Raw genomic sequence first — 26,690 nt, forward strand, 5'->3', positions numbered from 1 at the left:
GCCCCGTGGTTAAAACAAATGTTCAGTGATTTAGTGAGCGCTGGAGGTCACCTGACGACCTGCCGCACGATCCCAGATAATGGCCAGAACCACCATCACCACTGTTGGCATTAACCACGCCAGACCTTGTTCGGCCAGCGGTAAACGCTGCGCCCAGGACGGTAAGATATCGCTGAATGCAGATGCCTTGATCCCGTCGAGAATACCAAAAAGCAGGCTGATAAACATCGGCGGAGCAATCACGCGGGACGAATTATGCCACCATGAGCGTGTAAAACTTAATACAACCAGTGCGATACACGGCGGATAAATGGCGGTCAGCACCGGTACAGAGATCTGAATCAGCTGGCTCAAGCCGAGGTTAGACACCACCATCGAGAAGCCGCCGAGGATAAACACCAGCGTACGATAAGAGAGCGGTACGTACTGGGCGAAGAATTCTGCACAAGCACAGGTCAGGCCAACCGCCGTGACCAGACAGGCGATGAAGATTAACGCCGCCAGCAGGAAGCTACCGCCGCCGCCAAAGGTATGCTGAACGTAAGCATGCAGGATCGCCGCACCGTTTGCAGACTGATCGACCAGCGACGCGCTGTCTGAACCCAGACGGAACAGCGCCAGGTACAGCAGAGTCAGACCAACACCCGCCATCAGGCCAGCCCAGACGGTATAACGGGTCAGCAGACGCGCTTCGGTAACGCCACGAGAACGCGCCGCGTTAACAATAACGATACCAAACACCATTGCGCCCAGCGTATCCATGGTCAGATAGCCGTTGACGAAGCCGTTAGAAAACGCAGCGTTTTGATAAGCCTCAGTCGCCGTGCTGATAGAACCCGCCGGCCAGATAATTGCGGCAACAGACAGGATGACCAGCGCGATAATTTTCAGCGGCGCAAGGAAGTTGCCCACGGTATCCAGCAGCTTGCCCGGATAGAGCGAAACCAGAATAACGATAGCGAAATAGACCAGGCTGTAAATAAACAGCGGCAGCGCGGAATCACCCGTCAGCGGCGCAATGCCCACTTCAAAAGAAACGGTAGCTGTACGCGGCGTAGCGAAAAGCGGCCCCACCGCCAGGTAACAAACTGTTGCCAGCAGTACGCCAGCGACTTTACCAATTGGCGTGCTGAGACTGTCAACACCGCCGCCAACTTTTGCCAGCGCCACTACCGTTAATACCGGTAGGCCAACGGCAGTAATGAGGAAGCCGAATGCCGCAGTCCAGACGTGTTCGCCTGCCTGCAAGCCGACCATTGGAGGGAAAATAATGTTACCTGCGCCGACGAACAACGCAAATGTCATAAAGCCCAGAGCGATGATATCGCGCGATCTTAATTGATGGGTCATAAATCATACTGCCTGTGGATGTGGTGTTGTAACGTTAAATTTTTGTGCCAATCCCTGGGGATGATACAGCGGTATATTTAAACAATTTTAGCGGGAAATACTCCCAACCAGGCGCGGCGAAGAATAGTTTTTCGATTTACCGCGTAAATGCAGTCAGTATGACAGCACCTGAAGCGCAATTTAAACGCTTATAACGTTTTAAAGCAAGAAGGGATCTAAAAACCAGAGGTATATAGCGATAAGAAATCACCAACCAGTATAAAACACTATTTCAATGAAAAAGACATGGCTAATCATGCGAACAAAAAATCACCAACCGTTGTAAAATCTAACGCCCGTATTTCGACTGCAAAGAAAATAAGCCAGCATCGGCTGGCTTATGGCAATAAAAGATGACAAAGGCGAATTAATCGCTGTTTTTGGCAATTAAACGTTCCGGGATAACAAAACTGAAACGTGTACCTTTTCCTACTGTACTCTCAATATTCAGGCGACTTTCGTGATGATTCACCGCATGTTTCACGATCGCTAACCCTAATCCGCTACCACCGGTTTGCCGGGAACGCGCTTTATCAACGCGATAAAAACGCTCGGTCAGGCGCGGAATATGCTCCGGTGCAATGCCCGGTCCGTTATCTTCAACACTAAATTCGGCACCGTGCGGCACTCGCTGCCAGCGTACGGTGATATGCGTGCCTTCCGGCGTATGATTCACGGCGTTATAGACCAGGTTCGAAATCGCACTGCGTAGCTGATCTTCGTTGCCTGACACCTTGAGGCCGTTATCTATCTCAAAGGTAAATGTCTGTTTTTTCTGACTCAGAGTCTGAGCCTCGCGCTCAACGACGCGCAGCATCATCGGCACATCAACCTTTTCATTGAGCAAATGCGTCGGTGCGGCTTCTATTTTCGACAGCGTCAGCAATTGCTTCACCAACCCTTCCATCCGCTGGGTCTGCTCGCGCATGGTGTGCAACGCTTTTTCACGTACCGCGCCTTCCAGCGGTTGCTCATCCATCATCTCCAGGTAACCCTGTAACACGGTCAATGGCGTACGTAACTCATGGCTCACGTTGGCAAAAAAGTTACGCCGCGCCCCTTCCAGTTGATGCATTTGCGTGACATCTCGCGCCACCATCAGCAACTGTTTGTGGGTATAAGGCATGACGCGAATCTCCAGATGCCGCCCGGTGTTGAGCACCAGATTGAGCGGGCGAGAGAAATCACGCGTTTTCAGATATTGCGTAAACTCCGGGTAACGCAGCAAGTTAAGGATGTTCTGCCCGTTATCTTCCGGCCAGCGCAAGCCAAGAATCTGTTGCGCCAGACCGTTGCACCAGAAAATACCGCCCTCTTCCGTGGTCAGCACCACCGCGTCGGGCAGCGACTCCGCGCCGCTACGAAAGCGTTTAATCAGATTGCCCAGTTCACGGCGGCGTTTTTTATTTCGCAGCTGCATCTGGTGTAAGCCGTATAGTAGCGGTTCCCAGCTACCACGCCCCGGTGGCGGGGTCATACTACGATCCACCCACAGCCACCATGAAAGGCGCAATAAATTCCAGAAATGCCAGATAAGCAGTCCTGTTACCGATGCCAGCAAAAACCAGGGCAGGTAACCAAAAAATGCACCCAGGATGAAAGCCGGGAGGCAGCAAAGTAGCAGCTCCAGCACCAGCCTTTTCCACGACAGCCGTTCCAGCACGTAAGATACTCCAGTTAAGAAATCATAAGCCCTGCTCTACGTCCGATGAGCAAGGCCTTAAAAGCGGGTTGAAAAACGATACCCTGTACCGCGCACGGTCTGCACCATGCGGTCATGCCCGCCGGGCTCCAGTGCTTTACGCAGGCGACGAATGTGGACATCGACCGTACGATCTTCCACATACACGTTGGTTCCCCAGACGTGGTTTAACAGCTGCTCGCGGCTGTACACGCGCTCAGGATGCGTCATAAAAAAGTGCAGCAGTTTAAATTCTGTCGGCCCCATCTCCAGCGGTTCTTCGCCCGCCATCACCCGGTGAGATGTCGGGTCCAGACTTAGCCCCTGCATCTCGATCACCTCTTCCACCGCCATTGGCGAAATACGGCGCATTACCGCTTTGATTCGCGCCACCAGCTCCTTCGGAGAAAACGGCTTGGTGATATAGTCATCCGCACCGGTTTCAAGGCCGCGCACGCGATCTTCTTCTTCCCCTCTGGCGGTCAACATCACCACTGGAATATCCCGGGTCATCGACTCGCGCTTGAGGTGTTTGATGAACTGGATACCGGAGCCGCCAGGTAACATCCAGTCGAGGAGAATTAAATCCGGCCAGGGTTCATTCAGTTGATTCACAGCACTGTCATAATCTTCCGCTTCGACCGGCTGAAAGCCATTTTGTTCGAGCACGAAGCAGACCATTTCGCGAATTGGAGCTTCATCTTCTACGACCAGAATACGTCTCGCCATGATTTGCCCTGTTGTAATAAATAGGTTGCGATCATTAATGCGACGTCATTATGCGTCAGATTTATGACAGATTTATGAAAAGCTCGTCGCACATCCTTTCAGGTTATTGATTTCCGTGGCACAGAAAAAAGCAAATGGCACATCTGTTTGGGTATAATCGCGCCCATGCTTTTTCGCCAGGGAACCGTTATGCGCATCCTTCACACCTCAGACTGGCATCTCGGCCAGAACTTCTACAGTAAAAGCCGCGAAGCTGAACATCAGGCTTTTCTTGACTGGCTGCTGGAGACAGCACAAGCCCATCAGGTGGATGCGATTATTGTTGCCGGTGATGTTTTCGATACCGGCTCGCCGCCCAGTTACGCCCGCACGTTATACAACCGTTTTGTTGTCAATTTACAGCAAACTGGCTGTCATCTGGTGGTACTGGCAGGAAACCATGACTCGGTCGCCACGCTGAATGAATCGCGCGATATCATGGCGTTCCTCAATACTACCGTGGTCGCCAGCGCCGGACATGCGCCGCAAATATTGCCCCGTCGCGACGGGACGCCAGGCGCAGTGCTGTGTCCCATACCTTTTTTACGCCCGCGTGACATTATTACCAGCCAGGCGGGGCTTAACGGTATTGAAAAACAGCAGCATTTGCTGGCGGCTATTACTGATTATTATCAACAACATTATGCCGATGCCTGCAAACTGCGCGGCGATCAGCCTCTGCCCATCATCACCACTGGACATTTAACGACCGTGGGTGCCAGTAAAAGTGACGCCGTGCGTGACATTTATATTGGCACGCTGGACGCGTTTCCGGCACAAAACTTTCCACCAGCCGACTACATCGCGCTCGGGCATATTCACCGCGCGCAGATTATTGGCGGCATGGAACATGTTCGCTATTGCGGTTCCCCCATACCACTGAGTTTTGATGAATGCGGTAAGAGTAAATATGTCCATCTGGTGACATTTTCAAACGGCAAATTAGAGAGCGTGGAAAACCTGAACGTACCGGTAACGCAACCCATGGCGGTGCTGAAAGGCGATCTGGCGTCGATTACCGCACAGCTGGAACAGTGGCGCGATGTATCACAGGAGCCGCCTGTCTGGCTGGATATCGAAATCACTACTGATGAGTATCTGCATGATATTCAGCGCAAAATCCAGGCATTAACCGAATCATTGCCTGTCGAAGTATTGCTGGTACGCCGGAGTCGTGAACAGCGCGAGCGTGTGTTAGCCAGCCAACAGCGTGAAACCCTCAGCGAACTCAGCGTCGAAGAGGTGTTCAATCGCCGTCTGGCACTGGAAGAACTGGATGAATCACAGCAGCAACGTCTGCAGCATCTTTTCGCCACGACGTTGCATAGCCTCGCCGGAGAACACGAAGCATGAAAATTCTCAGCCTGCGCCTGAAAAACCTGAACTCATTAAAAGGCGAATGGAAGATTGATTTCACCCGCGAGCCGTTCGCCAGCAACGGGCTGTTTGCTATTACCGGCCCAACCGGTGCGGGGAAAACCACCCTGCTGGACGCCATTTGTCTGGCGCTGTATCACGAAACCCCGCGCCTCTCTAACGTTTCACAATCGCAAAATGATCTCATGACCCGCGATACCGCCGAATGTCTGGCGGAAGTGGAGTTTGAAGTCAAAGGTGAAGCGTATCGCGCGTTCTGGAGCCAGAATCGGGCGCGTAACCAGCCGGACGGTAATTTGCAGGTGCCACGCGTAGAGCTGGCGCGCTGTGCAGACGGCAAAATTCTCGCCGACAAAGTGAAAGATAAGCTGGAACTGACGGCGACGTTAACCGGACTGGATTACGGGCGCTTCACCCGTTCGATGCTGCTTTCGCAGGGGCAATTTGCTGCCTTCCTGAATGCCAAACCCAAAGAACGCGCAGAATTGCTCGAGGAGTTAACCGGCACTGAAATCTACGGGCAAATCTCGGCGATGGTTTTTGAGCAGCACAAATCGGCCCGCACAGAGCTGGAGAAGCTGCAAGCGCAGGCCAGCGGCGTCGCGTTGCTCACGCCGGAACAAGTGCAATCGCTGACAGCGAGTTTGCAGGTACTTACTGACGAAGAAAAACAGTTAATTACCGCGCAGCAGCAAGAACAACAATCGCTAAACTGGTTAACGCGTCTGGACGAATTGCAGCAAGAAGCCAGCCGCCGTCAACAGGCCTTGCAACAGGCATTAGCCGAAGAAGAAAAAGCGCAACCTCAACTGGCGGCGCTCAGTCTGGCACAACCGGCACGAAATCTTCGTCCGCACTGGGAACGCATCGCAGAACACAGCACGGCGCTGGCGCATACTCGCCAGCAGATTGAAGAAGTAAATACTCGCTTACAGAGCACAATGGCGCTTCGTGCGAGCATTCGCCACCACGCGGCGAAGCAGTCAGCAGAATTACAGCAGCAGCAACAAAGCCTGAATGCCTGGTTACAGGAACACGACCGCTTCCGTCAGTGGAACAACGAACTGGCGGGTTGGCGTGCACAGTTCTCCCAACAAACCAGCGATCGCGAGCATCTGCGGCAATGGCAGCAACAGTTAACTCATGCTGAGCAAAAACTTAATGCGCTTGCGGCGATCACGTTGACGTTAACCGCCGATGAAGTTGCTAGCGCCCTGGCGCAACATGCTGAGCAACGCCCACTGCGTCAGCGCCTGGTCGCACTGCATGGGCAGATTGTTCCCCAACAAAAACGTCTGGCGCAGTTACAGGTCGCTATCCAGAATGTCACTCTGGAACAGACGCAACGTAATGCCGCACTTAACGAAATGCGCCATCGTTATAAAGAAAAAACGCAACAACTTGCCGATGTGAAAACCATTTGCGAGCAGGAAGCGCGCATTAAAACGCTGGAAGCCCAGCGCGCACAGTTACAGGCGGGTCAGCCTTGTCCACTTTGTGGTTCCAGCAGCCACCCGGCGGTCGAGGCGTATCAGGCGCTGGAACCGGGCGTTAATCAGGCCCGGCTATTAACGCTGGAAAAAGAAGTGAAAAAGCTCGGCGAAGAAGGTGCGGCGCTACGTGGGCAACTGGATGCATTAACGAAGCAGCTTCAGCGCGATGAAAACGAAGCGCAAAGCCTCCGACAAGATGAGCAAGCACTTACTCAACAATGGCAAGCCGTCACGGCCAGCCTCAATATCACCCTGCAGCCACAGGACGATATTCAACCGTGGCTAGATGCACAAGATGAGCACGAACGCCAGCTGCGGTTACTCAGCCAACGGCATGAATTACAAGGGCAGATTGCCGCGCATAACCAGCAAATTATCCAGTATCAACAGCAAATTGAACAACGCCAGCAGCAACTCTTAACGGCATTGGCGGGTTATGCACTGACATTGCCACAGGAAGATGAAGAAGAGAGCTGGTTGGCGACGCGTCAGCAAGAAGCGCAGAGCTGGCAGCAACGCCAGAACGAATTAACCGCGCTGCAAAACCGTATGCAGCAGCTGACGCCGATTCTGGAAACGTTGCCGCAAAGTGATGAACTCCCGCACAGCGAAGAAACTATGGCGCTGGAAAACTGGCGGCAGGTTCATGAACAATGTCTCGCATTACACAGCCAGCAGCAGACGTTACAGCAACAGGATGTTCTGGCGGCGCAAAGTCTGCAAAAAGCCCAGGCGCAGTTTGACACCGCGCTACAGGCGAGCGTCTTTGACGATCAGCAGGCGTTCCTTGCGGCGCTCATGGATGAACAAACACTAACGCAGCTGGAACAGCTCAAGCAGAATCTGGAAAACCAGCGCCGTCAGGCGCAAACGCTGGTCACTCAGACAGCAGAAACGCTGACACAGCATCAGCAACACCGACCTGGCGGGTTGTCTCTCACTGTGACGGTGGAGCAGATTCAGCAAGAGTTAGCGCAAACTCACCAAAAGTTGCGTGAAAACACCACGAGTCAAGGCGAGATTCGCCAGCAGCTGAAGCAGGATGCAGATAACCGTCAGCAACAACAAACCTTAATGCAGCAAATTGCTCAAATGACGCAGCAGGTTGAGGACTGGGGATATCTGAATTCGCTAATAGGTTCCAAAGAGGGCGATAAATTCCGCAAGTTTGCCCAAGGGCTGACGCTGGATAATTTAGTCCATCTCGCTAATCAGCAACTTACCCGGCTGCACGGGCGCTATCTGTTACAGCGCAAAGCCAGCGAAGCGCTGGAAGTTGAGGTTGTTGATACCTGGCAGGCTGATGCGGTACGCGATACCCGTACCCTTTCCGGCGGCGAAAGTTTCCTCGTCAGTCTGGCGCTGGCACTGGCGCTTTCAGATCTGGTCAGCCATAAAACGCGTATTGACTCGCTGTTCCTTGATGAAGGTTTTGGCACACTGGATAGCGAAACGCTGGATACCGCCCTTGATGCGCTGGATGCCCTGAATGCCAGTGGCAAAACCATCGGGGTGATTAGCCACGTTGAGGCGATGAAAGAGCGTATTCCGGTGCAGATCAAAGTGAAGAAGATCAATGGACTGGGCTACAGCAAACTGGAAAGTGCGTTTGCAATGAAATAACTATTCAGCAGGATAATGAATACAGAGGGGCGAATTATCTCTTGGCCTCGCTGGTCGTTATCCTGCAATCTATCACTTTATTGGCTACGGTGATTGGTAGCCGTTCTGGTGGTTGTGATGGTGGTATGAAAAAAGTTATTTTATCTTTGGCTCTGGGCACGTTTGGTTTGGGGATGGCCGAATTTGGCATTATGGGCGTGCTCACGGAGCTGGCGCATAACGTAGGAATTTCGATTCCTGCCGCCGGGCATATGATCTCGTATTATGCGCTGGGGGTGGTGGTCGGTGCGCCTATAATCGCGCTTTTTTCCAGCCGCTACTCACTCAAACATATCTTGTTGTTTCTGGTGGCGTTGTGCGTCATTGGCAACGCCATGTTCACGCTCTCTTCGTCTTACCTGATGCTCGCCATTGGTCGGCTGGTTTCCGGCTTTCCGCATGGTGCATTTTTTGGCGTCGGCGCGATCGTGTTATCAAAAATTATCAAACCCGGCAAAGTCACCGCCGCCGTGGCAGGGATGGTTTCCGGGATGACAGTCGCCAATTTGCTGGGCATTCCACTGGGAACGTATTTAAGTCAGGAATTTAGTTGGCGTTACACCTTTTTGTTGATCGCTGTTTTTAATATTGCGGTGATGGCATCGGTCTATTTTTGGGTGCCGGATATTCGCGACGAGGCGAAAGGAAAACTACGCGAACAATTTCATTTTTTACGCAGCCCTGCCCCGTGGTTAATTTTCGCCGCTACGATGTTTGGCAACGCAGGTGTGTTTGCCTGGTTCAGCTACGTAAAGCCATACATGATGTTTATTTCCGGTTTTTCGGAAACGGCGATGACCTTTATTATGATGTTAGTTGGGCTAGGGATGGTGCTGGGGAATATGCTAAGTGGCAGGATTTCAGGACGTTATTCACCACTGCGCATTGCAGCAGTGACTGACTTTATCATTGTACTGGCACTGCTGATGCTCTTTTTCTTCGGCGGTATGAAAACAACGTCGCTTATTTTTGCTTTTATTTGTTGCGCGGGATTATTTGCCCTATCAGCACCTCTACAAATATTATTACTGCAAAATGCCAAAGGCGGAGAGTTATTAGGTGCCGCAGGTGGGCAAATAGCGTTTAACCTCGGTAGCGCCGTCGGCGCATATTGCGGTGGTATGATGCTGACGCTGGGGCTGGCATATAATTACGTGGCGCTGCCCGCTGCCCTGCTTTCGTTTGCTGCGATGTCGTCGTTGCTGCTGTATGGTCGCTATAAGCGCCAGCAAGCGGCGGATAGTTCGGTGCTGGCGAAACCACTGGGGTAGATAGCAGTCGCAGTGCGCATCGCTTGTTGCCGGATGCGGCGTGAACGCCTTATCCGGCCTACGGGACTGTTCATTTTGTAGGCCTGATAAGACACGCCAGTGTCGCATCAGGCATCGGAGCACCGGGGGTTGCCGCCACTGTGCGCGTTATTTGTTGCCGGATGCGGCGCGAGCGCCTTATCCGGCCTACCGGACGGCTCACTTTGTAGGCCTGATAAGACGCGGCAAGCGTCGCATCAGGCATGATACGCCAATTGCCTGGTTTTTTTACTCTTGTGGCCATAACCATGCAGCGCCGCGTACGCCGCTCGAATCACCATGTTTCGCCTTGCGTACCGGCGTTTCACATTCTCCGCCGAAGACAAATTGTTTAATCAACTGTGGAACCGTTTGATATAAACGGTCTACATTGCTCATTCCGCCGCCCAGGACAATCACATCCGGATCGAGAATATTCACGACATGTGCCAGCGATTTTGCCAGCCGCAGCTCGTAGCGACGCAATGCCAGTTCCGCTACCGGATCGCTTTCTTCAACCAGGCGGATAATTTCACTGCCTTTCAGCGCATGTCCGCTCAAACGACGATAATCCGTCGCGAATCCCGTGCCTGAAATAAAGGTTTCAATACAACCTTGTTTACCGCAATAACAAGGGACTTCCTCGCGATAACGCAGTTCGTCTTCGTCCATCCACGGTAGCGGATTGTGTCCCCACTCGCCTGCCGTGCCATTGCCGCCGATATGCGCCCGCCCATTGAATGCCACGCCCGCGCCGCATCCCGTGCCGATAATCACGGCAAATACCGTCTGCGCTCCCGCTGCCGCGCCATCTACCGCTTCTGAAACCGCCAGACAGTTGGCGTCATTTGCCAGCCGCACTTCCCGCTGCAACCGCGCGCTTAAGTCTTTATCGAATGGCTGACCGTTGAGCCAGGTTGAATTGGCATTCTTCACCACGCCGGTGTAGGGCGAAATCGAACCAGGAATGCCCATACCTACCGTTCCGCGCTGCCCTGTTGCCTGCTCCGCCATATCAACCAACGTGGCGATCGTTTCAATAGTCTGCCGGTAATCATCACGCGGCGTGGGCAGACGATGGCGGTACAACTGCTCCCCTGCATCGCCCAATGCAATCACTTCAGTTTTGGTGCCGCCTAAATCGATACCTATACGCACGGTACTCTCCTTATTTTTTTCAATATCAATAGCGTAGAGACGGACAACCGGATTGGCAATGCAAGGCCGCCGACAATTCGTTATCATGCCCGCTAAATTTAACGACAAGGCCGTGGAAATTATCATGCTGTGGTTCAAAAATTTAATGGTTTACCGTCTTAGCCGCGAGATTTCGCTGCGTGCAGAAGAGATGGAAAAACAGCTAGCCTCGATGGCATTTACCCCATGCGGCAGCCAGGACATGGCGAAGATGGGCTGGGTACCTCCGATGGGATCGCACAGCGATGCGTTAACGCACGTTGCCAATGGTCAAATTGTTATCTGTGCGCGCAAAGAAGAAAAAATCCTCCCGTCCCCGGTGATTAAACAGGCGCTGGAAGCGAAAATCGCCAAACTGGAAGCAGAACAGGCGCGTAAGCTGAAGAAAACCGAAAAAGATTCGCTGAAAGACGAAGTGCTGCACTCTCTGCTGCCGCGTGCTTTCAGCCGTTTTAGCCAGACAATGATGTGGATCGACACGGTTAACGGTTTGATTATGGTGGACTGCGCCAGCGCCAAAAAAGCGGAAGATACGCTGGCACTGTTGCGTAAAAGCCTGGGGTCGTTACCGGTTGTACCATTGAGCATGGAAAACCCGATTGAACTGACGCTGACCGAATGGGTACGTTCCGGCAGCACGGCACAGGGCTTCCAGCTGCTTGATGAAGCCGAGCTGAAATCGTTGCTGGAAGATGGCGGCGTGATCCGCGCGAAGAAACAAGATCTGACCAGCGAAGAGATCACCAACCACATTGAAGCCGGAAAAGTGGTGACTAAACTGGCGCTCGACTGGCAGCAGCGCATTCAGTTTGTGATGTGCGACGATGGTTCGCTCAAGCGTCTGAAGTTCTGCGACGAGCTGCGCGATCAAAACGAAGATATCGACCGTGAAGATTTCGCCCAGCGTTTTGATGCCGATTTCATCCTGATGACTGGTGAACTGGCAGCGTTAATTCAAAACCTGATTGAAGGATTAGGTGGCGAAGCACAACGTTAATTGCTGATTTACCTTTAATGCCGGATGCGACGCCTGCCGCGTCTTATCCGGCGTACGAAGCCACACCAGGAATATAATCGTTAGCTACAGCGGGCAATAATTCTTAGCGCAGCAATATTATGCGTTTTATGCTGTAACTTGCTCCAGGGGCGTTGTGTCATTGTTTTTCCTCAAGCCGGTGACGCGCTTCACTGCGAATTTTCCGCGTTGCCCCGTTTTTCACTAAATCACGTAACAGCGAAAGATCGGGTTGTTCGACAAATAAGAGTAATGATGGCTCCTCTTTTAACCACGCCGTTTTCACATCGGCAGCCAGCTGTGAATTATTAATAGCCAGCGACCGCTCCTGAGGCTCAGTCAATGTCGTTAACAACAACACCGGGGTATGTGCGTTGTGCAATGCCGTTTGGCGCAAATGATCATTGCGACTTTGCAGCAATGCACGCCACCATTCATCATCTGATTTATCTTTTATCGTCGCCAGTTCCGCAACAATATCTGGAGATCTTCGCTGATATTTATATCAACCTTGATGAATTATGAATATATCGGAAATCGAAAAAATCCCAGCAAAGGAAATATTATTATGGGTTAAAGAGAGGACATTTCAGAAAAATGCCCTCCCGTTCAAGGGGAAGGCGAGGAATTACAGATAGCGGCACAGATAAGAGGTGGGTTCGGCAACTTGCAGATGAAACTCGCTGTGACCGGGAACATTAAACACCGAACCGGCTTCATACACTTGCCAGTCGGTCGCGTCAGGCAGTAACACATTCAGCGCGCCACTGATTACCGTCATCTCTTCAGGCTCAGCGGTGCTGAAGGTGTATTCACCTTCAACCATAACACCCACGCTGGCGCGACCAGTGCTGCTGCTGGAAAAGCCGATCGATTTCACTTTGCCGGAAAAGTACTCATTACTTTGAAGCATAAACTGGCCCTGTCTGGTAGTTGAACATCTACTTCACTATAGGGGCCAGAGGCGCTGGCTGTCACGCAAAATTACATCAGTAATTCCGCAGCCAGCCGTGCAATCAATACGTTAGAGAGCAAGACAGGAACATCGAGCTGTTTTTGCAGTAAATCGCGATGACGCTGGTTAAATCCCAAACAATCCAGCATGATGACATCTGCACCTTTTGCCAGTAATTCTTTCCCGGCATCAATGATTTTTTGTTCCGAATCATGAATGGGGTTACCCAATGAAAATACTGGCGGTTTCTGCAAAATTTGCCATTTTTGCGCCTGAACGGTCAGCAACTCCTCAACCGGTACGATAACCCCCACCTGATGATCTTCAACAATAGAGGAAACCAGCGGTGGCAATATCCGCGACGGCTCAAGAAAGATCGTATTACGCGCGGTCATACTACTAATGTTTGCTGTACTCATTAATATAATGACGTCGTAACCCTGATTATCGAGCACTTCAACCACACCTTGCAGGTCTCGCTCCACTTTGCGACGCGAAACATGGGCCAGATGGTTGTCATTTAATAATGTGAGAATTGTGTCTTCGCCTGCTTCTGGCGCGTACTCCGCCATCACTTCTTCGCGGCTTAACTTCCCCAGCAGGCTATGATGGGAAATATTATCTTCGTCAATGTATTCTGTCAGGAGCGGCAAAACTTCCTGCATAGGTACAATGCCGATAGTCAGGATCGCCAACGACGCACTCATTGTTCTTCCACCTTACTTTTATTTCGTCGTTAATTACCGGGCAAGTGTTAAGCACCACTGCTGACACTTACTTGTGCTACAAATGACAAAAAGCGTAGCAGCAGACCTGCACTGCATAATGTAAAGATTCCAAATGATTCCAGTAATGGATTGTTATTGTTTAATATTCTAATTATTTGAAAAACATGAATTGTGAAAAATGTGACGCAGATCCCTTGTGGCGGCACTCAGAATCCCTTCCGAGCAGTCTGATGCGGTCACTCTTTGTCAGGGTCCTCATAGCGTTTTTTCGCATCCATCGCTTCCTGAGCGGTCGGATGTTCACTGATCAACGAGTCTGGTTTAGGATGATCGGCTCTGAGTTGGTACCAGGTTACCGTCTGTCCTGGCTTTCCTTTTTCAATCGTCACTATATATGCTTCACGAGGATAAGGCGGTTTCGTTGGCATCGTTCTTCCTTATTTCACGGGATGAACGTTAAGTATAGGCGCTCGAAAATCAACAATTGATCGTCTGTGCCAGAGCGCTGCGAATTTCAGAAATCACCTGGCTGGGTTCGTTTGTTGCGTCGATGATAATATGCGCAACTTCGCGATATAGCGCATCGCGTTCTTCCAGCACTTCCTGAACTTCTTCGCTCAGTGGTTTTCCCGTTAAGGTTGGCCGTAAATCTTCTTCCGGTGCAGCTTGCAGTCGGTTAACCAGGACTGATACTGGCGCACACAAATAAACCACGATCCCGTTATTTTGCATGAAGTGACGATTAAATTCCGTCAGAATAATGCCGCCGCCCGTGGCGATAACGGTGGATGGCGCAGTTACCGCTTCCAGTGCCGCCGTTTCTCTGGCGCGGAATCCCGCCCACTCTTCCCTTTCGACGATCTCCGCGACCGTCATATTGAGCTGTGATTGCAACCACTGGTCGGTATCGACAAACCGACGGTTAAGCGAATCGGCAAGGGCCATTCCGACCGTTGTTTTACCACAGCCCCGAGGCCCGATCAGAAAAAGAGGTTGTGTCATCGTGGGTTTTCCCCAAAAGGTCGCAATGCGGCGAAAGCCGGTGTCATGAGAATAGCGATCATACCATCAAACTAGTACAATTTCGATTGTAAAGAAAAAATTCCACTTAAAGTGAAAATCTCAATACATCCCTTACTATACCAATAAATATTCAAGAATGAAGTGTAAATAATAAATTACATTTAGCCACGACTACGTTGCACTTCCAGCCACCACTTCTCCAGCTCCGCAGCAAAGGCCTGGCGGTCACGTTGTGAAAGACTATCTGGTCCTCCGGTCTGGATCCCACTGGCACGTAAGGTATCCATAAAATCGCGCATCGTCAGGCGCTCACGAATGGTCGCTGGCGTGTAACGTTCGCCGCGAGGATTAAGCGCCGCCGCGCCTTTCTCGATGGCTTCAGCAGCCAAAGGTATATCTGCGGTGATCACCAAATCGCCCGCTTCACACTGCCGAACAATTTCGTTATCGGCAACGTCGAAACCTGCCGCGACGCGCAGCGTACGAATAAATCGTGATGGCGGCACGCGTAAACTCTGGTTTGCTACCAGTACCAGCGGCATCTGCATACGTTCCGCCGCGCGATACAAAATCTCTTTAATTACATTGGGACACGCGTCGGCATCCACCCAAATTGTCATAAAGTCATCCTTTGTTGGGTAATCCTCTATTGTGTCGCGCTTTTGCCTTCCGGCATAGTTCTGTTTATGCTTCTGCCAGCGATTATCAAAACAATGAATTTCACGGCAGGAGTGAGGCAATGGAAAAGAAAATCGGTTTTATTGGCTGCGGCAATATGGGAAAAGCCATTCTCGGCGGTCTGATTGCCAGCGGTCAGGTGCTTCCAGGGCAAATCTGGGTATATACCCCCTCCCCGGATAAAGTCACCGCCCTGCATGACCAGTTCGGCATCAACGCCGCAGAATCGGCGCAAGAAGTAGCGCAAATCGCCGACATCATTTTTGCCGCCGTTAAACCAGGCATCATGATTAAAGTGCTTAGCGAAATCACCTCCAGCCTGAATAAAGACTCTCTGGTCGTTTCTATTGCTGCAGGTATCACGCTCGACCAGCTTGCCCGCGCGCTGGGCCATGACCGGAAAATTATCCGCGCCATGCCGAACACTCCCGCGCTGGTTAATGCCGGGATGACCTCCGTAACGCCAAACGCGCTGGTAACCCCAGAAGATACCGCTGATGTGCTGAATATTTTCCGCTGCTTTGGCGAAGCGGAAGTGATTGCTGAGCCGATGATCCACCCGGTGGTCGGTGTGAGCGGTTCTTCGCCAGCCTACGTCTTTATGTTTATCGAAGCGATGGCCGACGCCGCCGTGCTGGGCGGGATGCCACGCGCCCAGGCGTATAAATTTGCCGCTCAGGCGGTAATGGGCTCCGCAAAAATGGTGCTGGAAACGGGAGAACATCCGGGAACACTGAAAGATATGGTCTGCTCACCGGGAGGCACCACCATTGAGGCGGTACGCGTACTGGAAGAGAAAGGCTTCCGTGCCGCAGTGATCGAAGCGATGACGAAGTGTATGGAAAAATCAGAAAAACTCAGCAAATCCTGATGGCTTTTGCCGGACGTCAGGCCGCCACTTCGGTGCGGTTACGTCCGGCTTTCTTTGCTTTGTAGAGCGCCAAATCTGCCGATTTCAACCACTCGCGATAGTGACTCATTTGTGGATTCAGCGGCGCAACCCCCACACTAATCCGTAAAGTTACCTGTGGCGTATTCGGCAAGCGTAACGTGTTTAGCCCTTCATGCACCCGTAACATGGCGGTGATGGCGCTCTCAGCTGGCGTACCGGACATGATTACTGCAAACTCATCGCCGCCAAACCGACCAATCACATCGCTACCGCGCAGGGTAATTTGTAACTGTCGGGTAAGCGCCACAATCGCTTCATCACCCACATCATGGCCCCAGGTATCGTTGATGCTCTTGAAATGGTCGATATCGATAATCAGTAACGTTGCATCGCGATTATGCCGCCGACAGTTATCAAATTCATTGCGTAACATAGTTTCCCAATGACGTCGGTTATACACGCCCGTCATACCGTCGCGGGTACTCATGACCTGCAACCTGCGTTTATGTTCCGCCAGTTTAGTCGCCGTCTGGTAGCTGACCCAGCCAAACAGCAGAGGATAAATGACAATAATGGGAAGGGAGAGCCACCATTCCAGCGGTGCGCTATTGAACGACACGGTGATGCCCGTCAGCTCGAGGGTGACAAGGCAGGAGACCACCATCAACACCAGACCCGCGACAAACAGACGGGGGCCGCCTGCCCCCATCAAATTCAGACACATAATCATCAACATCGCGGTGGAAGGCAGTGCGTTTACGCCCATTACGCCTACCCACATTCCCGCTAATACTGCATCGGTTTTTAAGTTGTAAATTTCCCGGCTAAGCGGATCGACGGCCCTGCTCACTATTTGCCAGGCTAAATGCGGCCAGACGAACGCCCAGCCGACCAACAACAGCCACCACCAGCCCGGCGACGGATGCGAAACCAGCGTTGAAGCAATCGGTAAGAACATGCCAGCCAGGCCAACCGCGCGGGGTAGTCTGACGCGACGGGCAAAGCGCAGCCCGGACCGCTGATGTTCGTTTTGAGGAGTTAAAGGAGGTTCCTCCCCATGCGCCGCCGCTTTTTTGAAAAAGTTTTCATCATTCATTATTTTTGGGAACATTCAGAAACAATTTTCCCAAATTATAGAGACGGGGCTAAAGGCAGAAGTATGAAATTTCGGGTGAGCCATTTTCGTAGCTCACCCGTTAGCACTATCAGGTATCAGGCGGCTTTCTTGAGGCAGGCACTCATAAACTTATTACGATCATCCCCTTTCAGAGATTGTTGTGTTGCTTGATTATTACATTCGCGCATCTTTTGCTGCTGTGGCGTCAAACTTTTTTCACCAGGCGCAGATTTGCTGTTCTTCAGGCAATCACTCATGTAGGTCTTACGAGCATCCCCTTTCAACGCCTGCGCCGTCGCCTGCTGATTACAAGAGGTCATACGCTGTTGTTGTGGGGTTAAGGTTCTCTCGGCAGCGCCGACGGTGGTTAAAAAAACCAGACCGAAAAGCAAGGTAACCAGTAATGTAATTTTCATCGCACCATCCCTCTTCATGTTTTAACCATGAGCGTATGCGCCCGTGATCTGCCATTAAGTCTGGTTGCTAACAGCAAAAAAACCACCCGGCAGCGAAAATTCACTGCCGGGCGCGGTTTTATTTCAGCCCCAGGGCGGCTTTCATGGTGTAGAAGAGATCGGTCTGGTCGGTCAGTCCAACAACATTGGCGGCATGCGGGCCATACGCCGCAATACGCAACTGACTGCCGGTATGTTCTTGTGAATCCTCTTCGGAGTTCCCGTAACTCATCACCATCACTGCGCCATCTTTGGTATTTAGCGCCTGGGTGAGGCCCGGAGCTTTGGTATCCGGCGCAACTATCTGGCTGGCATGTGCGTGATCAGCGGTGACTATGACCAACGTGTTACCATCCTTTTTAGCGAATTCCAGCGCCCGTTGTACGGCTTCATCGAGATCGACCGTCTCGCCAATTTGCCCACAAGGATTCGCTGCGTGATCCTGTTTATCGATTGACGCACCTTCAACTTGCAGGAAAAAGCCTTTCTCATTTTTACTCAACAATTCAATGGCTTTGTCGGTCATCTGCGCCAGGGTCGGTACACTGTCATTACGTTGCGGATTAGGCGTACAGGTGACTGCGGGCTTATCTATATTACCGTGGTACGTTGCTTTCGGTCCTTGCCAGCGCACTGGCATATTGCCGTCAGCAAACAGTCCTAATAGGGGTTTTTGCTGATTCGCTTCCGTCACCGAATTCAGTGAGGCAGTATCGCTCACCAACTGATAACCACGCGCCTGTGCCTGTTCACGCAGCGTTTTTCCCTGCCATTCACCGGCGGTTGCCGTTTCAGCAAAGGTTTTTGCACCGCCGCCAAGCGTAACATCGGCACGGGCGTTAAGCAGCTGTTCGGTAATCGATCCTTTTCCGCCTTTTTCCAGAGCGTTACCCGGACATTTTTCACTGGTCGCACTCGGACCGTAGCATTTGCGCGAGGTCACATGCGCCACCAGCGCAGCGGGCGTGGCATCCTGCAACTCTGCGGTAGAAACGTTACCGGTCGCCAGACCTGCGGCTTTTGCCATTTCCAGAATCGTTGGGTGATCTTTTTCGTGAATATCGACGCCCAGCGCGCCGTTATAGGTTTTGACACCAGTTGACCAGGCGGTTGCTGATGCAGCCGAGTCGGTGACGTAGTCCGGTTTGCCGGTTTTTTTATTCAGCGCATAGTGAGTGTATTGCCCGGTAAGCGGTAAGGCATCGATACCTTTAAAAAAGCCGCCCGCACCTTCGGCATAATTGCGTGCGGCAGTAATTTCCGAGTCCCCCATCCCATCGCCAATCAGCAAAATAATATTTTTTGCAGGTTTATCGCTAAGAGAATCACGCAGAGCGGCGGTCTGATCACCCGTTAAGCGGCGAGCACCGCCGGGTGCAGTAATATCGCCCTGAGCAGCCCGGTTTTCCAGAACAGGCATTTCTGGTGTCCGGGCTTTTGTCACAGGGGTAAACAGTAACGGTAAGAGTGCCAGTGCAATAGTGCTTTGTTTCACTTTATTTTCTCCATGTACAAATACATTAAAAAATAAAAACAAAGCGACTATAAGTCTCGGCCGTGACAACTTTATGACAGCTGTTGAAAAGATTAACTTTTTACTGACGAGGATGCCTCAATAACTTCTTTACGTAATCGCGCAGCAGCTCCGTATCGTCGTCAGGAATGCTGGCATCGGGCTTTACCTCGTACAGCGCCCCCTCTACCTGATCAATCAACCGCTGTTGATCATTTTGCGCCATATTGCGAAGCATTGCCGTGACGATAATCTCCAAAGCTTCTACCTGCGCGCACAGTTCTTTCGACTCTTCTTCTTTTTGGGCAAGCTTAAATAACAACTCAGCAATGAGATTTTTCATGTCTGTATTTCCTTATCCAAAGTATGGAGAAGTTAACATTATGTTTCACAACTTCATAGTGTCTGGAAGTATTATTTTTATGACAAAGGAAATACTTTGCGCAAATATTTTTTGTTTGATTACCAGCGAAACGTTTCTCTTATTTAAATAATTACCCACATAAAATATAGGTCTTTAATTATCAACCTTTATTATAAATAAAAGTTATGAAATATATTCTCCTCGTTATCTTATAATTAAGAGAAAAAAACTCACCACATGGTCATTTAAGCCAGGAATAAATTAGCTTCCCGTTCATCATTTTTGTGATCTTGCACACATCTTTGAGATAACGCACTTTCTTCACCAGTACGTTGCTCGCTTTGTCAGCAGAAGATTGCAACATTCTGTCAGAAGGCCGCGAATCCCCCGTTTTGTCGTGGTAATGTATGCACTTTGTGTTAGACGGGATAGGTTTTTAAGATGGAAAAACTGCGGGTAGGAATCGTTTTTGGTGGTAAATCAGCGGAACATGAAGTGTCTCTGCAATCGGCAAAAAACATTGTCGATGCCATTGATAAAAGTCGCTTCGATGTTGTGCTGCTGGGCATTGATAAACAAGGGCAATGGCACGTCAGCGATGCCAGCAATTATCTGCTAAATGCAGACGATCCTGCCCATATTGCGTTGCGCCCTTCGGCGACCAGCCTTGCGCAGGTGCCAGGTAAACATGAGCATCAGCTTATCGACGCACAAAACGGTCAGCCGTTGCCGACGGTGGATGTCATTTTCCCTATTGTCCACGGTACGCTGGGCGAAGATGGTTCCTTGCAGGGAATGCTGCGGGTCGCCAATTTACCGTTTGTAGGTTCTGATGTTCTGGCTTCAGCGGCCTGTATGGATAAAGATGTCACCAAACGTCTGCTGCGCGATGCCGGGCTGAACATTGCGCCATTTATTACCCTGACGCGCGCTAATCGTCACAACATCAGTTTTGCCGAAGTGGAGTCTAAACTGGGGTTACCGCTGTTTGTAAAACCGGCTAATCAGGGCTCTTCTGTTGGTGTCAGCAAAGTAACTAGTGAAGAACAGTACGCAATTGCCGTCGATCTGGCGTTCGAGTTCGACCATAAAGTGATCGTTGAGCAAGGGATCAAAGGTCGTGAGATCGAATGCGCAGTTCTGGGCAACGACAATCCGCAAGCCAGCACCTGTGGCGAGATCGTACTCACCAGCGATTTCTATGCCTACGACACCAAGTACATTGACGAAGATGGCGCGAAAGTGGTTGTTCCGGCAGCCATTGCGCCAGAAATCAACGATAAGATCCGGGCGATTGCCGTTCAGGCCTATCAAACGTTGGGATGCGCAGGCATGGCGCGTGTAGACGTATTTTTAACCCCAGAGAACGAAGTGGTGATCAACGAGATCAACACACTGCCTGGCTTCACCAACATCAGTATGTATCCGAAGTTGTGGCAAGCCAGCGGTCTGGGTTACACCGACCTGATCACGCGTTTGATTGAGCTGGCGCTGGAGCGTCACGCTGCGGATAACGCACTGAAAACCACAATGTAATTTTTAAATGCCTGATAACTTTTATTGGGCATTTAAGACTGATGGCAAACGTAAGATTGCCTGATGCGCTTTGCTTATCAGGCCTACCAGATAATTGCAATATACTGATTTTGCATGATTTTGTAGGCAGGGTAAGGCGTTCGCGCCGCATCCGGCAAAAACAACGAGCACTTTGTCAGCCCCCAGAACGCCCAATCCTCTGTTATTGGGCGTTTTCAGTTTCTTCATCGCGACGACGAATAATCAGCCCCGCCAGCCAGAAACTAATCACCCACGTCACCAGACCGACGGCATAGGTCTGCCAACCTTTTGCTTCAAATCCCAGTAAACCCACCACGCCATTAAGAATGAATATAAGGCCAATGGCGAACGCATAGTAGTGCCAGTCACGGCGGATTTTTACAGGCAAGTTCATGGCAGCTCCGTTAACGAAAAACAACATCCTTGCATATTCTGCAACATCCGTCTGTGGCGTAGACAACATTTCCGTAATTGTTAATAAATTTAACTTAAGGTTGTCATTTTGTGACTCACGACGAAGATTCACGCTTCGGGAATATTCCCAACATCAATTTACCATGATTCTGATATTGACAATCTTAATGACCTGTCAGACTTGCCATAAGCCGCTGGTATCACACCAGAAGAGAAGCAGATGACTTCCGGAGGTTTTTATGGCTGATTTCACCCTGTCAAAATCGCTGTTTAGCGGAAAATATCGCAATGCCTCTTCAACGCCTGGCAACATTGCCTATGCGTTGTTTGTGCTGTTTTGCTTTTGGGCTGGGGCGCAATTGCTGAACCTGTTAGTGCATGCGCCCGGCGTCTATGAGCGCTTAATGCAGGTCCAGGAAACAGGTCGCCCACGGGTGGAAATTGGTTTAGGTGTCGGCACCATTTTCGGGCTGATCCCGTTTTTAGTTGGCTGCCTCATTTTTGCAGTAGTGGCGCTATGGCTGCACTGGCGACATCGCCGCCAGTAAGATTTACTTGCCAGATAGGACCTAAAACGCTTTATCTGGCATGACATTCCTGTTTGATCACTGTTTCATACAATGCGCCCGCCGTTCGTCTACGCGCTTCGCAAACCAGGCCGTAGTCAGGTTGCGGGTGATTTTCGGGCTTTCCAGTTGAATGCCAGGCAACATTTCGCGGGGTAGTGATTTACCCGTTTTCGCTTCGGCAAGTTGATAAACTTTCTTGTACAGCGCCGTCTCCTCAAAAGAGAAGCTGTCCCCTTTCTCTAACTGACGGCGAATTTCGCTGTCGCTCATCCCCAGTTTTCCCGCCAGTTTGCGCGTTGCCAGTTCGGTTTTCCCGGGCTCTTTACTGTCGTAACGAATTAAATCACCGTCCAGTGCCAGCTTCACGCCGCTGGCCTTACTGACCGCGTTCTGAAACGCGGCATTACGGCTGGCGTACCAGCCAGCGTTAAAATCAGCAAAACGGTATATCGGCGCGCTATAGCTGGCGGGATAATTCAGTAAATGGTAAGTACCAAACCACAACCCGCCGCGGCGACTGAAGACTTCCTGACGGACTGTACCGTCCATTTTCCACGGATACCCTTTGGTATGCTGTTCGGCAAAAGCAATACTGACCTGCATCGGCCCACCGGTGCGCACCGGATTGAGCGAACCAAACAGCGTCTGCCCCATTGGCACCATGCTGATCAGATCGTCAAAAATCGCGCTCAATTGCTTTTCTGTACGCACCGAATCTAACCGTTCGCTATAGCTTTTGCCGTTTGGCGATTTGATTTTTAGCGCGGTATGCACCAGAAAAGCAGGAATGTGCATCCGTTCAGCACGACGGTCAATCTCTTGCCATGCGATCTTGCTTAAGCCCGGAACGGCCGGATCTGCCTGATAATTTGACTCCTGCTGCGCCACCGCCAGCACCGAGCAGACGTTTTCCAGCGTCGGTGCCAGCCCCTGACTTTCAAAGGTGGTGGCGAGATCTTTCGCCCAGGCATCGCGGTCTTTCACGCTCGCAGGCATCTTCTGCCGCACGACGCTCGCCACATCTATCGCTTTTTCGCCCTTTTTCAACGGTTGCGGAGCCTGACTACTACACCCCGCTAAAACCAGAACCGCCAACAATGACAGCGAAGATAGAGGATTGACGCGCGACATTACTTCTCCTTTTTAGCTCAAGGTATGGGTTACTTCCTGAATTTTGTCACCATCCAGCTCATGTTCAAAGCTGCGCAGACGTTTGTAGATAGACATCAACTCAACCAGTGTGGTCCATGAGTTAATCAGGTACTGGAAAGCACCGCGAACCTGACCAAAAACGTTAGTAATCTGCGTCATCAGGCCGAGTGTAATCGTACCGGCAACAATTGACGGAAACAGCAAGAACAAACCGAAAACGTTATCGACCTGCAAATAGAGAATGCGGGCGATATTGAAATACATATAGTGAAAATAGAGGCGGAAATAGTTTTTCCGTACGGCGCTAAAAAGCTCGCGTACCGTAGGCGGCGTCGCGCGCGTGGCATCGTCTTCACCATAAACCAGCTCTTTACGGTAGGCAGCCTCTACACGCTGGTTTTTAAACTCCAGCCCCGGCAGTTTGATCCCTACCACTGCCAGTAATCCGGTCCCCATCAGCGACCAGACGATAGCGGCAATCACCAGACCATACGGAATGTGCCCGACAATCGGCAGCTCCGGCACATGTGCGGAGAGCGTTACCAGCACCGGCAGGAAGGCGATCAACGTCATGATAGCGTTGATAAAGCTGACGCCCATATTCTCCAGCGTTGAAGCAAAACGCATGGTGTCTTCCTGCACACGCTGCGCGGCCCCTTCGATATGACGCAGTTGTTGCCAGTTCGCCATGTAATATTCGTTCATCGCCGTACGCCAGCGGAACACGTAGTGACTGACAAAGAAGTTGTTCAGCACACTGATCACCACCGCGATCAGCGCAATCCCCAGAAAGACGCCCACTTCGCGGTAAAATTGTTCGATGGTGACTTTATGCGGCGAACTTAGCGCCGTTTGAATCAGATCATAGAACGGCGCATACCAGGCGTTGACGGCAACCCCGACTTCCACCAAAAACCAGGTGACGAAGATAATCAGCGCAGTACCGAGTATTGACCAGTATTGCCAACGGTGCGGGCTATAGATAAACCAGAAAAATGCAAAAAGTCCTACGCAAACAATGTAGTAAGCGTAAAAAATCAGGAAATCCAACGACCAGAAACGCGCGGCGCTAATCGGGATCTGCCCGGAAGCGCCGGTGATACGCGCCACCCAATCACCCCCACCGGCTTGCCAGAAGATAACGGCAATCAATGCCCAAACAAAGGCCGAGAGAAAAAACGTTCCCGGCTTTGGGAAAAAAGACTTAAACATATGCACTCCTGCTAACTTCTTATCGTTTTAACAACTGCTGTGTATTAACCGCATGACCGCTACAAAGCGTCAGCCAAATGAAACTGCCCATTGTGACCCATAGCAAGGCGCTTAGTTCGCCAGCCTGACCATAAGAATTGTTTCGACGGGTTTCACAAACCAAAGATTGTTTACATAAGCGGATTAACACGCGCAGGATCACAAATGCAGGCATTGGTGAGCAGGAAAAAGATCGTGTTTACGCGCCGTTACGTTTTTAACACTATTATTGCACTAATTCGCCCTTTGCAATCCATCAATGAGTAGTATAAATACGCTCAGTTACCTTCATTCAATCTATGGACACCACCGTTGAAACGTAGTCTGCTTTTTTCTGCCGTGCTGTATGCGGCGTCATTGACCTCCGTCCATGCGGCTCAGCCGATCACTGAACCGGAGTTTGCCTCTGATATTGTCGATCGTTATGCCGATCATATTTTTTACGGCAGCGGTGCCACGGGGATGGCGCTGGTTGTTATCGACGGTAACCAGCGTGTCTTTCGCAGTTATGGCGAAACGCGACCTGGTAATAACGTTCGCCCGCAGCTGGATTCCGTCATACGTATTGCTTCCCTCACCAAGTTAATGACCAGTGAGATGCTGGTGAAATTGCTCGACCAGGGGACCGTGAAGTTAAACGATCCGCTAAGTAAATATGCTCCGCCAGGCGCACGCGTACCGACCTACAATGGGACGCCCATTACGCTGGTGAATCTGGCAACCCATACCAGCGCCCTGCCCCGTGAACAGCCCGGTGGCGCGGCACATCGTCCGGTATTTGTCTGGCCAACGCGCGAGCAACGCTGGAAATACCTTTCCACTGCCAAACTAAAAGCCGCGCCGGGCAGCCAGGCCGCGTACTCCAACCTCGCATTCGATCTGCTGGCAGATGCACTGGCGAATGCGTCCGGCAAGCCTTATACCCAGTTGTTTGAAGAGCAGATTACCCGTCCGTTGGGGATGAAAGACACCACCTACACCCCCTCACCGGATCAGTGCCGCCGTTTAATGGTTGCTGAGCGCGGTGCCAGTCCGTGCAATAACACGCTGGCGGCAATTGGCAGCGGCGGCGTCTATTCCACGCCAGGCGATATGATGCGCTGGATGCAGCAGTATTTGTCATCTGATTTTTATCAGCGCAGTAACCAGGCTGATCGCATGCAGACGTTGATTTATCAGCGCGCGCAGTTTACAAAAGTGATTGGCATGGATGTCCCCGGCAAAGCGGATGCGCTTGGTTTAGGCTGGGTATATATGGCCCCGAAAGAGGGTCGTCCGGGGATTATTCAGAAGACAGGTGGTGGTGGCGGTTTCATTACCTATATGGCGATGATCCCGCAGAAGAATATTGGCGCGTTTGTGGTGGTCACTCGTTCGCCGTTGACGCGCTTTAAAAATATGAGCGATGGCATCAATGACCTGGTGACCGAGCTAAGCGGGAATAAACCGTTGGTTATCCCCGCATCCTGATTAATACTCTGAAGGCAAACGGTTGATAGCGACCAGTTTGCCTTTATTCATTTCGATATAGCCGCCTTTACGCAAAGCAGCAAGAACTTCCGCAACGACAGAACGCGATATACGTGTACGTTGATGGATATAATTCATCACGCCAATACGTGATCGCAATTCTTCATTCCAGTCAATCATTGATAATAACGTCGCGCGGATTTGTTCGTAGGAATTATGCCCAATGAGCTGAACGTCGCGTAATTCCAGAATTCTATTTTGCCAGGCTAACCAGTAAAAAGCGTCTCGCCAGAGTTGATTTTGTTCAATAAGAGTAATGGTTTGTTTGGCTGGCAAATGATATCCCGTACAGTTTCCTTCTGATATTAATTTGTATGGTATATCGTTTTTCATTAAACCATCAGCCAGCCCCATAATATAAGGAGCCTGTGTAATACCGATAAGTACGTTTTCTTCTCTACGCAAAGAGATAACGCCCTCTAAAATAACGAAAGTATCTTCGCTATTGACATTACTGGAAAATATAACTTGCTTTTCATTATTAAACTCGAAGCGCGTACCGTATCTGGACAAACATTTATCGAGCTTACCAAATTCCTGAAGAGGTTTAACTACAGATAACATTTGCGCGTCCTTTGCAGTAATGCCCGTCAAATCCTTGACGGGCATTATTTAGATTAA

The 26,690-nt window shown here is 51.0% G+C and carries 26 protein-coding genes and 2 pseudogenes; 8 read left to right on the forward strand and 20 right to left on the reverse strand.

Translation table 11 applies throughout. From position 1 onward, the window contains the following. Window positions 1–30 precede the first annotated feature (30 nt). The 3 genes from brnQ to phoB form a co-directional block, all read right to left on the reverse strand. On the reverse strand, window positions 31–1,350 hold the full coding sequence (brnQ, locus tag ACJHYO_RS07205) for a branched-chain amino acid transporter carrier protein BrnQ (RefSeq protein ID WP_000149635.1): 1,320 nt from the start codon (window positions 1,348–1,350) through the stop codon (window positions 31–33). Between the two features lie 406 nt (window positions 1,351–1,756). Continuing rightward, entirely contained in the window at window positions 1,757–3,052 is a 1,296-nt protein-coding gene (gene phoR / locus ACJHYO_RS07210) for a phosphate regulon sensor histidine kinase PhoR (RefSeq protein ID WP_000893603.1), read from the reverse strand. Between the two features lie 57 nt (window positions 3,053–3,109). After that, window positions 3,110–3,799, reverse strand: a complete 690-nt coding sequence (gene phoB, locus ACJHYO_RS07215) for a phosphate response regulator transcription factor PhoB (protein WP_000113933.1) — start codon at window positions 3,797–3,799, stop codon at window positions 3,110–3,112. A 189-nt stretch (window positions 3,800–3,988) separates the two neighbouring features. Here phoB and sbcD point away from each other — a divergent pair, with 189 nt between their 5' ends. The 3 genes from sbcD to araJ all read left to right on the forward strand — a co-directional run bounded on the left by sbcD (window position 3,989) and on the right by araJ (window position 9,641). Then, window positions 3,989–5,191: an exonuclease subunit SbcD gene (gene sbcD, locus ACJHYO_RS07220; protein ID WP_001221287.1), complete on the forward strand. Its 1,203-nt coding sequence runs from the start codon at window positions 3,989–3,991 to the stop codon at window positions 5,189–5,191. Further along, a complete protein-coding gene (gene sbcC / locus ACJHYO_RS07225) occupies window positions 5,188–8,331 on the forward strand; it encodes an exonuclease subunit SbcC (RefSeq protein ID WP_021531072.1) in 3,144 nt (1,047 codons plus the stop codon). The genes sbcD and sbcC overlap by 4 nt, the downstream gene beginning before the upstream one ends. Before the next feature lie 125 nt (window positions 8,332–8,456). Continuing rightward, on the forward strand, window positions 8,457–9,641 hold the full coding sequence (araJ, locus tag ACJHYO_RS07230) for an MFS transporter AraJ (RefSeq protein ID WP_001331503.1): 1,185 nt from the start codon (window positions 8,457–8,459) through the stop codon (window positions 9,639–9,641). Between the two features lie 267 nt (window positions 9,642–9,908). Here the strand turns inward: araJ and mak are convergent, their stop codons facing one another. Next, on the reverse strand, window positions 9,909–10,817 hold the full coding sequence (gene mak / locus ACJHYO_RS07235; protein WP_001219315.1) for a fructokinase: 909 nt from the start codon (window positions 10,815–10,817) through the stop codon (window positions 9,909–9,911). A 124-nt stretch (window positions 10,818–10,941) separates the two neighbouring features. Here mak and rdgC point away from each other — a divergent pair, with 124 nt between their 5' ends. Then, window positions 10,942–11,853, forward strand: a complete 912-nt coding sequence (rdgC, locus tag ACJHYO_RS07240; RefSeq protein WP_001366457.1) for a recombination-associated protein RdgC — start codon at window positions 10,942–10,944, stop codon at window positions 11,851–11,853. A gap of 80 nt (window positions 11,854–11,933) precedes the next feature. Here the strand turns inward: rdgC and ACJHYO_RS07245 are convergent, their stop codons facing one another. From ACJHYO_RS07245 to ACJHYO_RS07275, 7 genes and pseudogenes are all read right to left on the reverse strand, one after another. Further along, window positions 11,934–12,014, reverse strand: coding sequence for a hypothetical protein (locus tag ACJHYO_RS07245; protein WP_122083095.1), 81 nt, complete (start codon window positions 12,012–12,014; stop codon window positions 11,934–11,936). Further along, window positions 12,011–12,352, reverse strand: a pseudogene (locus ACJHYO_RS07250) (DUF2773 domain-containing protein); the annotation flags it as partial. The gene ACJHYO_RS07245 and the pseudogene ACJHYO_RS07250, both read right to left, overlap by 4 nt. Window positions 12,353–12,499: 147 nt before the next feature. Beyond that, complete coding sequence (gene ppnP / locus ACJHYO_RS07255) at window positions 12,500–12,784, reverse strand: pyrimidine/purine nucleoside phosphorylase (RefSeq protein WP_000941942.1); 285 nt, start codon at window positions 12,782–12,784, stop codon at window positions 12,500–12,502. A 71-nt stretch (window positions 12,785–12,855) separates the two neighbouring features. Beyond that, complete coding sequence (locus ACJHYO_RS07260) at window positions 12,856–13,533, reverse strand: AroM family protein (RefSeq protein ID WP_001276402.1); 678 nt, start codon at window positions 13,531–13,533, stop codon at window positions 12,856–12,858. Window positions 13,534–13,790: 257 nt separating this feature from the next. Beyond that, window positions 13,791–13,982, reverse strand: coding sequence for a protein YaiA (gene yaiA, locus ACJHYO_RS07265; protein WP_001142439.1), 192 nt, complete (start codon window positions 13,980–13,982; stop codon window positions 13,791–13,793). Window positions 13,983–14,031: 49 nt separating this feature from the next. Then, window positions 14,032–14,556: a shikimate kinase AroL gene (gene aroL / locus ACJHYO_RS07270; protein ID WP_000193393.1), complete on the reverse strand. Its 525-nt coding sequence runs from the start codon at window positions 14,554–14,556 to the stop codon at window positions 14,032–14,034. A 182-nt stretch (window positions 14,557–14,738) separates the two neighbouring features. Beyond that, a complete protein-coding gene (locus ACJHYO_RS07275) occupies window positions 14,739–15,197 on the reverse strand; it encodes a YaiI/YqxD family protein (protein WP_000158159.1) in 459 nt (152 codons plus the stop codon). A 119-nt stretch (window positions 15,198–15,316) separates the two neighbouring features. Between ACJHYO_RS07275 and proC the strand changes: the two genes are divergently transcribed. Beyond that, entirely contained in the window at window positions 15,317–16,126 is an 810-nt protein-coding gene (proC, locus tag ACJHYO_RS07280; protein WP_001298540.1) for a pyrroline-5-carboxylate reductase, read from the forward strand. A 16-nt stretch (window positions 16,127–16,142) separates the two neighbouring features. Here proC and adrA read toward each other — a convergent pair whose 3' ends face one another. From adrA to ACJHYO_RS07305, 5 genes and pseudogenes are all read right to left on the reverse strand, one after another. Continuing rightward, complete coding sequence (adrA, locus tag ACJHYO_RS07285; RefSeq protein WP_410232426.1) at window positions 16,143–17,258, reverse strand: diguanylate cyclase AdrA; 1,116 nt, start codon at window positions 17,256–17,258, stop codon at window positions 16,143–16,145. A gap of 101 nt (window positions 17,259–17,359) precedes the next feature. Further along, on the reverse strand, window positions 17,360–17,680 hold the full coding sequence (gene psiF / locus ACJHYO_RS07290) for a phosphate starvation-inducible protein PsiF (RefSeq protein WP_001295332.1): 321 nt from the start codon (window positions 17,678–17,680) through the stop codon (window positions 17,360–17,362). Between the two features lie 118 nt (window positions 17,681–17,798). Continuing rightward, window positions 17,799–19,214 (reverse strand): alkaline phosphatase, encoded by a 1,416-nt coding sequence (gene phoA / locus ACJHYO_RS07295; RefSeq protein WP_000814404.1) that lies wholly within the window; start codon window positions 19,212–19,214, stop codon window positions 17,799–17,801. A 100-nt stretch (window positions 19,215–19,314) separates the two neighbouring features. Continuing rightward, window positions 19,315–19,575: an anti-adapter protein IraP gene (gene iraP, locus ACJHYO_RS07300; protein WP_000792973.1), complete on the reverse strand. Its 261-nt coding sequence runs from the start codon at window positions 19,573–19,575 to the stop codon at window positions 19,315–19,317. Window positions 19,576–19,756: 181 nt separating this feature from the next. After that, window positions 19,757–19,960: pseudogene (locus tag ACJHYO_RS07305) on the reverse strand (hypothetical protein). Between the two features lie 77 nt (window positions 19,961–20,037). On the opposite strand from ACJHYO_RS07305, the gene ddlA reads away from it, so the two are divergent. After that, a complete protein-coding gene (ddlA, locus tag ACJHYO_RS07310; protein ID WP_000413677.1) occupies window positions 20,038–21,132 on the forward strand; it encodes a D-alanine--D-alanine ligase in 1,095 nt (364 codons plus the stop codon). 202 nt (window positions 21,133–21,334) lie between these two features. Here ddlA and ACJHYO_RS07315 read toward each other — a convergent pair whose 3' ends face one another. Next, entirely contained in the window at window positions 21,335–21,547 is a 213-nt protein-coding gene (locus ACJHYO_RS07315) for a DUF2754 domain-containing protein (RefSeq protein WP_001295334.1), read from the reverse strand. 259 nt (window positions 21,548–21,806) lie between these two features. Here ACJHYO_RS07315 and ACJHYO_RS07320 point away from each other — a divergent pair, with 259 nt between their 5' ends. Further along, window positions 21,807–22,115: a YaiY family protein gene (locus ACJHYO_RS07320; protein WP_000763151.1), complete on the forward strand. Its 309-nt coding sequence runs from the start codon at window positions 21,807–21,809 to the stop codon at window positions 22,113–22,115. Window positions 22,116–22,172: 57 nt separating this feature from the next. Here ACJHYO_RS07320 and yaiW read toward each other — a convergent pair whose 3' ends face one another. Beyond that, a complete protein-coding gene (yaiW, locus tag ACJHYO_RS07325) occupies window positions 22,173–23,267 on the reverse strand; it encodes a surface-exposed outer membrane lipoprotein YaiW (protein ID WP_085455212.1) in 1,095 nt (364 codons plus the stop codon). A 12-nt stretch (window positions 23,268–23,279) separates the two neighbouring features. Next, complete coding sequence (sbmA, locus tag ACJHYO_RS07330) at window positions 23,280–24,500, reverse strand: peptide antibiotic transporter SbmA (RefSeq protein WP_001298543.1); 1,221 nt, start codon at window positions 24,498–24,500, stop codon at window positions 23,280–23,282. Between the two features lie 351 nt (window positions 24,501–24,851). Here sbmA and ampH point away from each other — a divergent pair, with 351 nt between their 5' ends. Next, window positions 24,852–26,009 (forward strand): D-alanyl-D-alanine-carboxypeptidase/endopeptidase AmpH, encoded by a 1,158-nt coding sequence (gene ampH / locus ACJHYO_RS07335; protein WP_000830766.1) that lies wholly within the window; start codon window positions 24,852–24,854, stop codon window positions 26,007–26,009. Here ampH and iprA read toward each other — a convergent pair whose 3' ends face one another. Continuing rightward, window positions 26,010–26,633 carry a hydrogen peroxide resistance inhibitor IprA gene (gene iprA, locus ACJHYO_RS07340; RefSeq protein WP_001350621.1) on the reverse strand — a complete coding sequence of 208 codons (624 nt, stop codon included), beginning with the start codon at window positions 26,631–26,633 and terminating at the stop codon, window positions 26,010–26,012. Window positions 26,634–26,690: the final 57 nt, after the last annotated feature.

The sequence above is a fragment of the Escherichia sp. WS1118 genome (genome assembly GCF_046487695.1).
GTDB lineage: Bacteria > Pseudomonadota > Gammaproteobacteria > Enterobacterales > Enterobacteriaceae > Escherichia > Escherichia coli.